Annotated in this window: 16 protein-coding genes and 1 pseudogene; 15 read left to right on the forward strand and 2 right to left on the reverse strand. The window is 27.8% G+C overall.

What is annotated here, in order from left to right:
• On the forward strand, positions 1 to 223 hold a 223-nt coding region (locus tag ABGF45_RS00005; RefSeq protein WP_408112796.1), incomplete at its 5' end, for a hypothetical protein.
• Positions 224 to 282: 59 nt separating this feature from the next.
• Here ABGF45_RS00005 and ABGF45_RS00010 read toward each other — a convergent pair.
• Positions 283 to 462 (reverse strand): hypothetical protein, encoded by a 180-nt coding sequence (locus ABGF45_RS00010; protein WP_134744279.1) that lies wholly within the window; start codon positions 460 to 462, stop codon positions 283 to 285.
• 831 nt (positions 463 to 1,293) lie between these two features.
• Between ABGF45_RS00010 and ABGF45_RS00015 the strand changes: the two genes are divergently transcribed.
• From ABGF45_RS00015 to ABGF45_RS00040, 6 genes and pseudogenes are all read left to right on the forward strand, one after another.
• The gene (locus tag ABGF45_RS00015) at positions 1,294 to 1,599 is read left to right on the forward strand and encodes a type II toxin-antitoxin system RelB/DinJ family antitoxin (protein WP_134744278.1); all 306 of its coding nucleotides are present in this window, start codon (positions 1,294 to 1,296) and stop codon (positions 1,597 to 1,599) included.
• Positions 1,596 to 1,880, forward strand: coding sequence for a type II toxin-antitoxin system RelE/ParE family toxin (locus ABGF45_RS00020; RefSeq protein ID WP_134744277.1), 285 nt, complete (start codon positions 1,596 to 1,598; stop codon positions 1,878 to 1,880). Before ABGF45_RS00015 ends, ABGF45_RS00020 begins: the two co-directional genes overlap by 4 nt.
• A gap of 608 nt (positions 1,881 to 2,488) precedes the next feature.
• Entirely contained in the window at positions 2,489 to 3,304 is an 816-nt protein-coding gene (locus tag ABGF45_RS00025; protein ID WP_134744276.1) for a phage minor head protein, read from the forward strand.
• Between the two features lie 185 nt (positions 3,305 to 3,489).
• The gene (locus ABGF45_RS00030) at positions 3,490 to 3,684 is read left to right on the forward strand and encodes a Lar family restriction alleviation protein (protein WP_408112488.1); all 195 of its coding nucleotides are present in this window, start codon (positions 3,490 to 3,492) and stop codon (positions 3,682 to 3,684) included.
• A 130-nt stretch (positions 3,685 to 3,814) separates the two neighbouring features.
• Positions 3,815 to 3,961: a hypothetical protein gene (locus ABGF45_RS00035; protein WP_167554087.1), complete on the forward strand. Its 147-nt coding sequence runs from the start codon at positions 3,815 to 3,817 to the stop codon at positions 3,959 to 3,961.
• A gap of 198 nt (positions 3,962 to 4,159) precedes the next feature.
• Positions 4,160 to 4,720: pseudogene (locus ABGF45_RS00040) on the forward strand (methyltransferase domain-containing protein).
• Positions 4,721 to 4,896: 176 nt separating this feature from the next.
• Here the strand turns inward: ABGF45_RS00040 and ABGF45_RS00045 are convergent.
• On the reverse strand, positions 4,897 to 5,472 hold the full coding sequence (locus ABGF45_RS00045; RefSeq protein WP_134710774.1) for a TetR/AcrR family transcriptional regulator: 576 nt from the start codon (positions 5,470 to 5,472) through the stop codon (positions 4,897 to 4,899).
• 167 nt (positions 5,473 to 5,639) lie between these two features.
• Here ABGF45_RS00045 and ABGF45_RS00050 point away from each other — a divergent pair, with 167 nt between their 5' ends.
• From ABGF45_RS00050 to ABGF45_RS00085, 8 genes are all read left to right on the forward strand, one after another.
• Entirely contained in the window at positions 5,640 to 7,754 is a 2,115-nt protein-coding gene (locus ABGF45_RS00050) for an ATP-binding cassette domain-containing protein (RefSeq protein ID WP_408112797.1), read from the forward strand.
• Positions 7,751 to 8,308 carry an MptD family putative ECF transporter S component gene (locus tag ABGF45_RS00055; protein ID WP_167554085.1) on the forward strand — a complete coding sequence of 186 codons (558 nt, stop codon included), beginning with the start codon at positions 7,751 to 7,753 and terminating at the stop codon, positions 8,306 to 8,308. Before ABGF45_RS00050 ends, ABGF45_RS00055 begins: the two co-directional genes overlap by 4 nt.
• A gap of 20 nt (positions 8,309 to 8,328) precedes the next feature.
• Positions 8,329 to 9,042 (forward strand): ABC transporter ATP-binding protein, encoded by a 714-nt coding sequence (locus ABGF45_RS00060; RefSeq protein WP_167554084.1) that lies wholly within the window; start codon positions 8,329 to 8,331, stop codon positions 9,040 to 9,042.
• A 1-nt stretch (position 9,043) separates the two neighbouring features.
• The gene (locus tag ABGF45_RS00065) at positions 9,044 to 9,811 is read left to right on the forward strand and encodes a hypothetical protein (protein ID WP_134744271.1); all 768 of its coding nucleotides are present in this window, start codon (positions 9,044 to 9,046) and stop codon (positions 9,809 to 9,811) included.
• The gene (locus ABGF45_RS00070; RefSeq protein WP_134744270.1) at positions 9,795 to 10,718 is read left to right on the forward strand and encodes an ABC transporter permease; all 924 of its coding nucleotides are present in this window, start codon (positions 9,795 to 9,797) and stop codon (positions 10,716 to 10,718) included. The genes ABGF45_RS00065 and ABGF45_RS00070 overlap by 17 nt, the downstream gene beginning before the upstream one ends.
• Positions 10,719 to 10,914: 196 nt before the next feature.
• Positions 10,915 to 11,946, forward strand: coding sequence for an ABC transporter substrate-binding protein (locus ABGF45_RS00075; protein WP_134710768.1), 1,032 nt, complete (start codon positions 10,915 to 10,917; stop codon positions 11,944 to 11,946).
• A gap of 1 nt (position 11,947) precedes the next feature.
• Complete coding sequence (locus ABGF45_RS00080; protein WP_134710767.1) at positions 11,948 to 13,048, forward strand: ABC transporter ATP-binding protein; 1,101 nt, start codon at positions 11,948 to 11,950, stop codon at positions 13,046 to 13,048.
• Positions 13,038 to 14,687 carry an iron ABC transporter permease gene (locus tag ABGF45_RS00085; protein ID WP_134710766.1) on the forward strand — a complete coding sequence of 550 codons (1,650 nt, stop codon included), beginning with the start codon at positions 13,038 to 13,040 and terminating at the stop codon, positions 14,685 to 14,687. The genes ABGF45_RS00080 and ABGF45_RS00085 overlap by 11 nt, the downstream gene beginning before the upstream one ends.
• Positions 14,688 to 14,759: the final 72 nt, after the last annotated feature.

Genomic DNA, 14,759 nt, shown 5'->3' on the forward strand with positions numbered 1-14,759 from the left:
TTCTTCCATTTCTAAATCAATCTTTACGGGATTTCCTTTAGGAGGAATTAGAAGAAAGAGTTATGACTGGAGAAAAATGTCAGACTCTTTGGCTAGATCCTGTTCTATGAACCATACTTATAACGAAACTATAGAGGAACTAATTAATATTGTTTGGTTAATATCTATGTTTCCTCAACTCTTTTCAGAGGACCTTTTAAAACCTCTACAAGAGATTATATAGATGAGATACTAGTGAAGATTAACAAAATTGTTTGAGTATGATGTAATTTTGTATAGGTATTAAACCTGTTGCTGTGCTACCAGTTCTGCATTACCTGGATTAAATTTAAGACTTTTTTCTATTTTTCTTAATGATTTTGTAGTATCTCTTGATTTTGTTTCAACATTTTTTAATGCATTGGATAATTTTGTAGTATTACCATCAAATTCAATTGTTATATCTTTAATTTTACCAGCCATAGAACCTCATTTACTTTTAAAATAAAAAAAGATACTACTCCTAGTATCCTAATTTAAGAATCAAAAAGCACTATATGAATAGTGCCTTAAATGATTCTTTTATTTTTTTTCTTAATATTTTTTTGTCATATCTTACTAAAAATCTATAGTGTTTTTTTTCAAGTCTATATCTATACACAGTTTTATCATAAATAACATTTGATACAAAATAATCATGTGGTTCTTTTACTTTATTAGATTCTTCTACAAAAATTTTATGAAAATCTAAATTTTTTTTCTTTCTTTTTTGCTATATAATAAATATTTTTTCAAATCGTTAAATAGATTGCTTAATTTTATATTAAAAGATAATCTATTTTCATTATTCAATTGTTCCATAAATTACCTCCTAACACTTTAATATTTACATTTATTATACCACTTTTGAAATGTTATAATCAACTAATTAAAATTTATCAAAATCATTTTGATTAGCTTCTCTATCCTCTGTGCTTACATTCTTATATTCAATCATTGAGTTGTTATATTCAATACAATAATCAATTATTTGTCCTGGATTCATTTCATTTCAACTTATTGATAAAACATAGTACAGAATATAAAAATAAAAGTAAAAAGCTTCATATGATAAAGAGAATAATGTTGAAGTAGTATGCTTAAAATTTAGTAAAAGTAAAAAAGTTTCATATAACAATTTAAACTACCACCTATAAGCTGGACATATAAAATTACATTTGCTAGATAGTGTTTGTTATTTTTAATTACCTCATCAAATGTATTGCTATTAGCAATCAAAAATGATATAATCTAAATCGAAAGGAAGTTATATATATGGCAAGAACATCAAATATTTATGTAAGAGTAGAACCTGATATTAAAGAGCAGGCGGAAGCGGTGCTTGAAAAGCTTGGAATACCAATGTCAAATGCTGTATCTATTTTTTTAAGACAGGTTGTAATGCAAAATGGTTTGCCTTTTGAAGTTAAAATCCCTAATACAAAGCCTCTTTCTTTATCCAATTTATCAGAAGCAGAATTTAATATGCAAATGCTAAAAGCCCATAATGATTTTGAGAATGGAAGAACGTATAGTTTTGAAGAAATAGAAAATGAGTTAAAGAAAGAGTTAGGTAGATGAAATATAAGATAATATTTTCTGAAAATGCTAAAAGAGATTTAATAAGCATTGTAAGATATATTTCGGATGAATTATTAGAATCCAATATTGTTGAAAAGTTATTGTATAGAATATTGAAAGCTATTAAATTTCTTGATGAATTTCCAAACAGGCATAGATTATGTGATTATCAAGAATGGAAAGACAAAGGGCTCAGAGTTTTACCTATTGAGAACTATCTTGTATTTTACATTCCTGATGAGTCAAGTCAAATAGTTAAAATATACCGTATTATATACTGAAAAAGAGATATAGAAAAAAAAATTAAAAGATAAGGTTACATTTGAAGAAAAAGTGTAAGATTTACCGGACGGGGTCAGTAAGATATAGCAATGCTCGTTGAACAATTATAAAAAAATAATCTAAATATGACTAAGAGAAGTGGAGGAATAATCTGCTTCTCTTTTTTTATTGTTATGGAAGGAGATTACAAATGACAGCTGAGAAAAACAAATATGAGAATACATTTAGCAAAAAAATTGAGAAAACAACTACAAAGTTATAGTGCATTTTAGCGAAACCGGTAAGGGATTAGTCATGAAAGATACATTTATGGATATTTAAAAATACGGTTAATAATACATAAAAATATCGTAAAAAATCAAGGAGTTAAATCTTGGACAGACGAACGAATGAAAGAATTGAATGATAAATCTATATCTAAACAAGAAAAATATTAAAGTTTTTAACAATGGTAATGTTTGTAAAAAAAACAGAAGAAGTCTTGTATTGTATGGATTAAGGTATACAAGGGAAAATTAGGATAGGAAATATCTGAAAAATATAAAATAAATGCGATAGAAAGTGGACTGATAAACTAGAATTAAATGCGAGAGCAACATGAACTTGGATATTAACATCATACGTTGTAAATACAGCAGAATTAGATGACAGTAAACGACGTGGAATACTTGCTAAAAAGTTTGAAGCAACCTTGGATAAGAGGACTTCAAAGGTGTGTAGGGATCACGACCAAAGAATTATTCCTATTGATAAAATAAAAATTGGAGTAAATGCTCCACCGCTTCATCCTTATTGCAGATCACATTTAAGTGATATGCTTGAAGGTTTGGATTATGATAGCGAAGATGAGTTGATGAGGATGATTGAAGGGAAGAATAATCATATTTCAAGCGGACATGGGAATAAGATTTATCCGATTAATGATAATGTTGTGAATAATTTAAATGGACCTAATGTTGACAATTTAACTCAAGCTGAAAATGACGTACTGTTAAAATTCAATAAGGAATTGTTAATCGAAGCTAGAGATTCTAATAATTCAATGGAGGTAGCATTCATGTTTAATGGATTTGAAGAAAAAATTTATAAAATTTATGGTACCGAAAGTGAATTAGATTTAGGGAGCTTTGATTATAAATATGTATTACATAATCATCCTAACAATGAATTTTTCTCAAATAAAGATTTAGCGTATTTTGCAACCCATCCTAAAACGAAATTAATGGGAATTGTGAAACATAATGGAGATATATTATACCTAGAAAAATCAAAAGATTTTAACTTCAAAAAATATTATACGGAATATAATCGAGCAGTAAAAAAATTCAGTTCTGTTATTGAAAACAACGAGCAATTGGGATATAATAAAGTTGTAAGAGAAGTTTTAAAAAAAGTTAAGGGATTAAATGTAATAGGAGAATAATATGTTAAATACGACAAAAAATAATAAAGACGCTGAAAAAATGTTGGAAGATTATTACAAAAAAATTATCGCTACAGAAGAAAAGAAAAAAAATAAAAATAGTAAAAATAAATCAAAATAACTAAGCACAAATAACTAAAATGTTAGAGGTGCTTTTTTAATACTTATTTTTAGGAGTTGAGAAAATGAATAACAATTTTGATGATAAATTTAAAAAATGTCCTTTCTGTGGTAATAAATGGAACAAGCCCTCAATTAGAACATACTACAACAAATATGTTGGTAGAATGTATTTTGTTGAATGTGGAGAATGCATGGCAACATCAAGACATGAACCGACAGAAGAATATGCTATAATGGCATGGAATAAGAGAGTTTAGAAAAGTTAAGAAGAGTTGAGAATAAAGGAGTGTATAATGGCAAATTTATTATATACTATATCCGTTTGTATATTTTGTTTAATTTACATTTTTTATAAAATAAATGAATAAACATTGAGGAGGAGTAAATATGAAAACAGAGAATAATTGGATAGAAAAAATAATAATTATGAATAATAAAAATATAAACGGAGATAAGGAAGAAATATATATGGTCGTTTATAAAAAAGTTATAAACAAACCTTTAGATTTTAACGTAAAAGAAAAAATTAGATAAATAGAATTTTAAAATCCAGTGTAAATGATGTAAAGTAAATATAATTTTGATTCAAATAAGTTTAATATTAAGTATTTAGGCAGCTTTTTGATATTTATACCTAGAATATGATAATTTTATATTAAAAGTAGATTTGAAAATGATAGAAAAAGCAATAAAAAATTTTGGAATAAATTTGCTAGGTTGTATGCTCCTTTTATGAAGAAGGATAAAGGAGTTTATGAGAAAGTTTGCAGATATATTTATCCTCATTTGAATAAAAACATGAATTTACTAGAACTTGCTTGCGGTTCAGGACAACTTTCTTTTAGTCTTTCAAAGTATACCAAAAGTTGGATTGGAACAGACTTTTCGGAACAGATGATTTGTGAGGCAAAGAAGAGTGGAGAATACGAAAACCTTATATTTGAAATTGCCGATGCAACATCATTATCTTTTGAGGATGGAAAATTTGATTGTGTCTTAATTGCTAATGCACTTCATATTATGCCTAATCCATATAAGGCAATGAAGGAAATATATAGGGTACTAAAACCGAATGGTATTTCATTTGCTCCTACTTTTCTGTTCAAAGAGGGTAAATAGAGAAAAATTATAAAAAATATTATGTCTATTTTGGGATTTAAGATGCATCAAGAATGGGATAAAAAGCAATTTGAAAATTTTATTGAGGAATATGGATTTTCAGTATTTGAAATGAAATTAGTGCATGGTGCTATTGCACCAGTTGGGGTGATGATTGCTATAAGAGAGGGATAATAGATTTTGTTTTTGTGAAGAAAAATTTCATATAAAAAGTTAACAAAGGCGATAGAGAAAAAACTATCGTCTTTGTTAATTGTCTATTTTTAAATATTGAGTAAGTGATAGAATTTTATTATTATAACAGAGGAGTTAAAAGGTATGATATATGTTTTTTGTAATTAAATTTTATTTTAGTATATAAATTGACAAGCCGAATGAATAAGTCTTTTTACTGCTTTGTCCGTAAATTTAGTATTTAATTTATTTAAATCAGATGTACCTATAATTATTATTGTATAAGCTTCTGAAAATAGAAAGAAATTATCGAATGATTTAGTAGTTGCAAGTTTACTCATCATAAATTTAGCGTTTTCTTCTATTTTTTCATTTCGATTATCAAGAAGGCCATATTTTTCTTGTAGTATATTGTAGTCATCTTGAGTAAGGCATCTGTAAATGTTATTATGTGATATTGTATCAAATAAAAATTTTTCAAACACTTCCATAGGAATTTCATTTGAATATTCTTTAGATATTGATAAGAATTGTTTTACTGTTTCATCTTTTCTTTTATTTATAAGCCAAATAATAAATTCATCTTTACTTTTAAAAAAATTATAAAATGTTCCTGTGCCGATTCCAACAGAGGAAGCAATATCAACAATCTTTAATTTTTTATATCCGAATTTTTTTAAAAGAATATATCCTTGCTTGTAGAATTTTTTTATTAAAGCAGCTCTTTCTTCTTTTGTAAAGTTAGCAGGCATTGGTTCATCTCCTATCGAAAAATTATACTTATATTTTAGCAAGTATGAAAGATAAAGTCAATGAATCTAAAGATAATTATATTCATTGACTTTTCTAAGAAAAAAGTGTTATAATCATTTCAATGAATATTAAACGCAAAATATTCGCTGAGAGAGGAGGTGGGAAAGTGATAGAGTTTAAGGATTTTTCTTTCACTTATGAGGGAGAAATAAATCCGACCTTGAAAGGTATAAATTTAAAAATAAAATCAGGAGAGTGTGTTGTTTTTACAGGGCTGAGCGGTTGTGGGAAAACCACATTGCTCAGAGTTATAAATGGACTTTGCCCCAGTGTATTTCAAGGAAATGTTACAGGAAGTTTTAAGACAGATTTCTATGGTTATGAAAATAGCTTTGCCGGACTTAATTCAAAGTATGTCAGTAGCATTTTGCAAAATCCTAAAAATGGATTTTTATTTTCTAATGCAGATGATGAGTGTAAATACTCTTCAAAATGTATCGGAAAAAGTAGAGCAGAAATTGAAAATAAATTTACTTTACTAAAAGATAGATATTCTGAGTTATTATTACACGAAAATATTTTGAATTTATCAAGTGGAGAAGCACAAACACTCAGTGTTTTAAGTTCCTATATTAAAGCTCCTAAAATAATTGTTATGGATGAGCCTACTGCAAATTTAGATATTAATGAAATAGATGAATTAAAAAAGCATATTATTGAACTTAAAAATAGTAATGTAACAATAGTTATTGCGGAACATAGAGTCGGTTATCTGAAAGATGTATGTGATAAAGTTTATGTAATCCAAGATGGAACTTTGATAAATGGCGATGGATTTGAAATTAGAAGTGAAAATATAGCTTTTTCAAACATTAAAGAACATTTTTATAGAAAAACAAATGATACATTAGAAATTTTAAATCTTAATTATACTATCAATTATAAAGAGATTTTAAAGGATATATCTTTATCAATTAAATCTAATAAGGTAACGGCAATTATAGGGTTGAATGGTTCGGGAAAAAGTACATTAGGTAAGCTAATCGCAGGATTGATTGATAATAAAAAAGCTGTTTTTGCCTTTAATAATAACATAATTTCAAAAAAAGATAGAATAAAAAATTCATATTTTTGTATGCAAGATTGTTATCATCAAATGGTTACAGCTTCAGTAAAAGATGAGATTATTCTTCAAAACAAAAAATTAAATGATTTAGAAATTCATAATCTACTTAAAATGGTGGATATGGATGCCTTAGAAAATCGGCATCCATCTAAACTTTCAGGAGGTCAAATTTTAAGATTGGCAGTGCTTTTAGCATATATAAGTAATAATAAAATTGTAATTTTGGATGAGCCTACCAGTGGGCTAGATTTGAAAAGAATGAATTGTATTTGTAGATTGATAAATAAAATGAAAGAACAAGGAAAAATTGTTATTTTAATTTCGCATGATTTAGAGCTTTTATCAAAAGTTGCTGATGAATATATTCTTTTGGAAGGAGCAACGGTAATCGCACATAGAAGGCTTGTTAATCAAAATGATTTTAATGAAATGATAGATAAGCTTAAATCCGCAAAAAATGTAAAAAACAAATATTCTACAGAAAAGAAAAAAACAGACTATTCAAAAGTTAATCCTATCATAAATTTGATTGTATTTTTTACAGTTGCAAATGCTATATTTTTTTATCCGTCAAATCAAAGTTCAATATATTTAATGGGGATAGTAGCTATAGTATTTTTGTTTAATAAAAATTATATGCTTGCAATAAAAATGGCGGTAACCTATTTCGTGATAAGTAAGCTAAAGATATTTTTTCCATTATATTATCAAGCTTTTATTGAGATTTTTATTGTAAGAGGTATGTTATGCGGTTACACCATAAAGAATTTAACAGCCGGCACAAAGCTTATAACAATTATAGAAGCCTTAGAAAAAGTAAAGTTGACAGATTACATCCTCATACCGATTATCTCGTTCATGAGATTGTTTCCGTCAATGAGGAATGACTTTTCCATAGCTTATATGAGTCTTAAAACTAGAAAGCTGATTAAAAACAAAAATCCGGCAGCAATTTTGAGATTTATCATTGTACCTGTTGTTTTCAGTTTAATAAGAAGTGCGGAAAATTTATCTTTAGGTATTGAAACAAAAGGAATGATAATAGGCAAAGAAAGAACCCTGTTGACAGATGTAGATTTTAAAATCACAGATTATATGTTATGTACTATGTATATATCAATTTATATATTTTTAATTATAGGAGGAATAAAATGAATAACAAATTAACAGTTAAAGATTTAGTATTAGTGGCGGCTTTTTCGGTATTAGGAATTTTATTTATGTACTTAATACCGATGCCTTTCTTATTTACACCGTATACAATTTTAATTTCACCAATTGTACAAAGTTTATTTTTAGCATTTCCATTTATATTAACAGGAGCTAAAGTTCAAAAGAAATGGGCTATATTAATTTACTGTGTAATATGGGGTTTAGGTGGATTTATGCCTTATTACATTGGAATGATGGTTATTGCGGGAATAATTGCTGAATTGATATTAGCGAAAACTAAAAATAGATTTAAAGGTCTGACTTTATCATTTGTTGTGACGATGTTGGCTTATTATATAGGAGGTACCGTAATTCCTTATATAATTACTAAAGAACAACAATTAGAAATGATTAAAAAAATGTATGGGCATGACTATGCAATGAAAATGCAAGAACTTAAGACAATACCTATGATGGTTATAATTGCAGTAACTATCGTTGTTGTTTCAATTATAGGAACTTACATTTCCAAAAAGTTCTGCAAAAAACATTTTTAAATATGAGAAGGGGTATGGTTATGATTGAACTTAAGCATATAACAAAGAGATATAAAAAATTTCTTGCTCTCATAGATTTTTCGTATAATTTTGAAAATGGAAATGTTTATGGGATATTAGGTGTTAATGGTGCCGGTAAAAGCACATTGATTAATTGCATTACACAAAATGTATCCTTTGAAGGAGAGCTTAATTACGCAGATTTAAGTATTTGGGATATTGGTTATGTTCCGCAAGAGCTTGCCATATACCCTGAACTTTCTGTAATGGATAATATGTTGTTTTTTGCTTCTATATATAAAATGGATAAAAGAGAGGCAAGAGAAAGAAGCATCTTATTAATAGAAAAAGTAGGACTTAAGGAAAAAATATATACAAAAGCAAGGGATTTATCCGGTGGAATGAAAAGAAAATTAAATTTAATAACTGGGCTTGTTCACAATCCTAAACTATTAATTTGTGATGAAGTTTGTGTTGGAATTGATCCTATTTCCAGAAAGGAAATATTGGCATATCTTAAGGAATTGAAAAATAGCGGCTTAAATATCATCTACACTTCTCACTATTTGGATGAGGTTGAGTATTTATGTGATAAAATTATGTTTTTAGATAAAGGTAAACTTATATTGGAAGGAGAAACCGAAAAGTTAATCAAGGAAATTTCAGATACAGAAAATAAACAGGCTGATTTATCAGATGTTTTCGTAAAGGTTTTGCGTAAGGGCGGTGAGTGATATGCTTAAAAAAGAAATAAAAGGAATTATAAAAAATCCGATATATTTTATAATTATGTTCTTGCCGATGGTTCTTGCCTTTATTATGAGTGAGGGTACAAAGAACTATTTATCACAGCATATTCAAAATTCATTTTCTGTAGATACCGTCAAAGAAGTTGTTATGTATGATGGGATATTATTGAATTCCAAAGTACAGTTTGCGGTTAGTGAACTTAATTTTATGTTAATGATGTCGGCAGTTTTGGCAGGACTAAGTATTTTTGAGGAAAGAAAACTTCATGTTTGGGACAGGATTGTGTGTAAGAGTAATTTTGTTTTGATAAAATTTTTTATACATTATGTTTTTTCCCTTATTATGATTACAAGCAATGTAATAGGGTATCGATTGCTGTTTGATATCTGTTTTCCTATAAACTCGATATGTATTTTTTTAAGCATTCCAATTATTAGTATTAGTTTAGGATTGTTTTTTGGACTTTCAGTTTATAATAAGGCAATACTTTCTAATACTATTATGATGATTGTTATGCTTATGGGATATTTTGGTGGAGCTTTGAGTTTGACATCTGTTTTATCAAATACAAAATTTATGGATTTACTTATGTACTTGTCGCCTTTGACAATTGCTAACAGGTTAATATTTAAGGATTTAATTCAAATAAATTTTGGAAATGATTTGCTAATATGGATTTTAATATTTTTTACATTTGTCATAACCTTTATTTTATTAATAGGAAGGAGGATGAGGAATGGTGCATGCATTTAAGTTTACTTTTAAAATTCTTAGAAATACCAAAGGATTTATTTCTTCAATGATTATTATGCCGATTTTAATGATTTTACTTGTAAGTATTACCCTTGCATATTCCGATGTTCCTGTTGTGGGTTATATCGGAGAAAAAGCCCCGAATGTAGCGAATGTTAAAATGATGAAGCTTAAGGAAGATGAAAAAGATTATTTTCTTGGAATTTCTCAAGGGACTTTGGTAGTAAAGACGGATGGAGCGGGAAATGTCTTGCAATATTATAGCAGTATATCGAATAATCCATTAATACCTATAATAGATAACAGCAACTCAAACAGTAATTTGTTTAATGAAAAAGCGAAACTTAGTTATTCTGTTGGAATTATTCTTTTTAAGCTGTTAACATCGGCATCCCTACTTGCTACAGTTTTAATTAATGAAAAGGATAATGGTATTGTTTTAAGAGTAAAAAATTCCAAGACAAAGTTAAGCTCATATATATTAGGTAAAAGTTTAGCCATCATATTTGTGTATGAAATAGCAAATTTATTGATACTGTTATTTTATAAATTTGCAGGTTTTGATTTAGGTAAATCTAATATTATTCAGCTTGGTATTTTGTTTACTATTGCAATGTTTATTTCAATGGGACTTTATATTTTCTTATCATCTATAATAAAGAATGAGGGGATAATCTGGATAATTTCAACAGGAATTATATTTCCGTTAGGGTTATTTTCCGGCATTTTATTTCCGGTTGAACATATGGCCAATTGGATGAAAACTATCGCTTATATATCGCCACTTTATTATCTTCAAAATTCTATTATTAGTGGAAAAATTTATGTGATTCCAATTGTATTAATGTTATTTATTTCGTTAGTACTTGCAATATATGGAATAAGATTATTTAATAGAAAAGTTTAATTATGTTAAAAAAATTATAATGCTTAAGTTATAATTAATTATATAAAAATATTATGATATTACAATTTTTAATTGTAGAATTTTATACATAAAAGTTTTTATGAACAATTTTATACAATTTAAAACAATACATCATGGAAATTGTTTTCATGATGTATTATTATTTACATAAGATAAAAATATAAGGAGAAAAACTATGAGTAAAAAAATATTTGCATTGGTAATGTCACTAATACTAGTCTTTTCACTAGTTGCATGTAGTAAAGGAGGCGATGGTAAGAAAACAGGCGATAAGGGTAAACTTGTTGTATATTCACCGAATACAGAAAATATAATGAAGACAATAATCCCAATGTTTGAAAAAAAAACGGGGATAAAAGTTGAAGTTATTTCAGCAGGTACAGGTGAATTATTATCAAAGATCGAAGCTGAAAAAGGAAATCCATTAGGAGATGTATTATTTGGTGGAAGCAAATCAACAATAAGAGAAAAGAAAGACTTATTTGAACAATATGTATCACCAAATGACAAAGATATGTTACCAGATCATAAAAATGTAGACGGATTCTTAACGCCATATACAGCTGATGGTTCTGTTATTTTAGTAAATACAGAATTGATTGGGGATATTAAAATTGAAGGATATGCTGATTTATTAAATCCTAAATTAAAAGGTAAGATTGCATCAGCTGATGCTTCAAATTCATCATCAGCATTTGCTCAATTGACAAATCAATTGTTAGCAATGGGTGGAGATTATGAAAATGAAACTGGATGGAAATTTGTTGAACAATTATTAAAGAATATTGATGGTAAAATTTTAAATTCATCTTCAGCAGTTCATAAAGGTGTTGCGGATGGGGAATATGCTGTTGGTTTAACATATGAAGATCCATCAGCAGCATATGTTAGAGATGGAGCACCGGTTAAAGTTATATATCCAAAAGAGGGTACAGTATATCTAGATGCAGGGGTAGAAGTTATTAAAGGTGCAAAAAATATGGAAAATGCTAAGAAATTTGTTGACTTTGTAATTTCCAAAGAAGCTCAAGATGCTTTTGGTTCACAATTAACAAATAGAGCATTAAGAAAAGATGCAAAAACAGGTGATTATATGACACCATTAGATAAAATTAAAACTATAAAAGAAGATGAAGAATATGTAAAGAAAAATAGAGAAAATATTATTAAAAAATACACAAATATACTTGTAAAGACAAGAGGTTAAAATGAGTACAGTAATTAAGTGTGAAAATTTAATAAAAAGATATGGAAGTAAAACAATAATTCCTGATTTATCTGTAGAGATAAATCAGGGAGAGTTTTTTACTCTATTGGGTCCTTCAGGTTGTGGAAAAACAACCTTGTTGAGAATGATTGCTGGTTTTAATTCAATTGAAGGAGGAAATATTTATTTTGGAGATAAGAGAATAAATGATGTTGCTCCTAAAGATAGAAATATAGGTATGGTATTTCAAAATTATGCAATATTTCCACATTTGACAGCCGGTGAAAATGTTGCATTTGGATTAAAAACTAGAAAAATTGAAAAGAATGTTATTGAAGGTAGAGTCGATAAAATCCTAGAAACTGTAAAAATTTCAAATTTAAAAAACTCTTTACCGGAAAATATGTCTGGAGGACAACAACAAAGAATAGCACTTGCTAGAGCTATTGTTATTGAACCGGATGTATTATTGATGGACGAACCTCTTTCAAATCTAGATGCAAAATTAAGAGTTGAAATGAGAAATGTAATTAAAAGAATTCAAAAAGATGTAGGGATTACAACTGTATATGTTACTCATGACCAAGAAGAAGCTATGGCAGTTTCTGATAGAATTGCTGTAATGAATAATGGGGTAATTCAACATATCGGTACTCCACAACACATATATCACAGACCTGCGAATGTATTTGTAGCAAGTTTTATAGGTCGTACAAATATTATTTCAAGAAATATTGAAGTTGAAAAAGGTAAAAAATATATTGTATTTTCTGACAATTATAAAGTTGAATCGGAAAATATAATTATTGAAACACCTAAAAAAGTTAAATTATCAATTAGACCTGAAGAGTTTGTAATAAGTAGAGAAGGTAATGGGCTAAAAGGAAAAGTAATTGATAATATGTTTTTAGGTATTAATACTCACTATTTTGTAGAGTTAACAAATGGAGAAAGAGTGGAAGTTATCCAGGAATCATCACTTTCAAATATTATTCCAATAGGTGAAGAAGTTGTCCTTACAGTTAAAATGGATAAAATAAATATATTTGATTTTGACACAGAAAAAAGTATAACAAAAGGAGTAGAAAACGATGCAAACTAAAGGAAAATCTAAAAGTATTTGGTCTGTAATTACTATTGTTCTTATTCTTTTGTATGTATTATTTTTAATAGTTCCTTTATTTGGACTTATAAAATCAAGTTTTTATGTAGAAGGACAAGGATTTTCTTTAGCTTATTTTAAGAGATTTTTCGGAGAATCATATTATTCCCAAACATTGATAAATTCACTTTTAGTTACAATTGCAACAACAATTGCGTGTGCGATTGTGGCATTCCCATTAGCGTATTTTATGACAACTGTAAAAATTAAGGGATCTTCATTTATTCAAATTTTGATTCTTATTTCATCAATGAGTCCTCCTTTTATTGGTGCGTACTCTTGGGTACTTTTATTAGGAAGATCCGGAGTTATAACAAAATCATTGAGAAGTATAGGTGTTACGGGTATAAGCATTTATGGCTTTCATGGTATTTTGCTGGTACTTACTCTTCAAATGGTACCATTAATTTATATGTACCTTATGGGAGCTATGAAAAATATAGATAAATCATTAGTTGAGGCTGCAGAAAATTTAGGAATGACCGGTTTTAAAAGAATTATGAAAGTATTTGTTCCGCTATTGATTCCATCAATTTTATCAGCATCATTACTTGTATTTATGAGAGCATTTGCTGACTTTGGTACTCCGATGTTAATAGGTGAAGGATATCAAACTGTTCCGGTTATGATATATAATCAGTTTGTTGGAGAAATTGGAGGAGATACAGCTTTTGCTGCTGCAATTTCAGTAGTAGTAATTATAATGGCTATTACAATATTTTTAATTCAAAAATATATAGCTGAAAAAAAAGCATTTTCAATGAGTGCATTACACCCAATTGAAGCTAAGAAGGAAACAGGATTAAAAAATATAATTGCACATTTATATGTCTATTTTTACGTATTTGTGTCTATAGCACCGTTGCTATATGTTATATATACATCATTTAGAAAAACACGAGGTTCCATATTTGTAAAAGGATTATCTTTAGATAGTTATAGAAATGCTTTTAGTAGATTAGGTACATCAATTACATCTACATTCATACTTGCGTTTATTGCGATAATTATAATATTGATAATGGGAGTATTAATTGCATATGTAGCTGTTAAAAGAAGAAATAATATGTCACAAGCATTAGATGTTTTATCAATGTTACCATATATCGTTCCTGGTTCGGTAATGGGTATTTCATTATTATCAACATTTAGTTCAAAACCATTGTTATTAAGTGGTACCGCTACGATAATGATAATAGCTTTTGTAATTAGAAGATTACCATATACAATCAGATCTTCAGTTACAGCTTTATACCAAATCAGTCCTTCAATAGAAGAGGCCGCCGAAAACTTAGGTGCATCTCCTATGAAGTCATTTACTAAAATTATTTTACCAATGATGAGATCAGGGGTAATTTCAGGAGCAATATTAAGTTGGATTTATATATTATCAGAATTATCAACATCAATCTTGCTATATAGTCCAAAAACCAAGACAATGACAGTAAGTATCTACACTGAAGTTTTAAGAGGAAATTATGGTAATGCTGCAGCTTTAGCAACTATATTAATTGTGCTAACAGTAGTATCATTAATGTTATTCTTCAAAGTTTCAGGAAAAAAAGAAATTTCAATGTAAAATATAAACAGGAATTTATACGATTTGTATGCATTCCTGTTTTTTTATGATAAAGTGGAGAGAATATCTAAT

This window comes from Helcococcus sp. KG196 (assembly GCF_046035495.1).
Taxonomy (GTDB): Bacteria; Bacillota; Clostridia; order Tissierellales; family Peptoniphilaceae; genus Helcococcus; species Helcococcus ovis.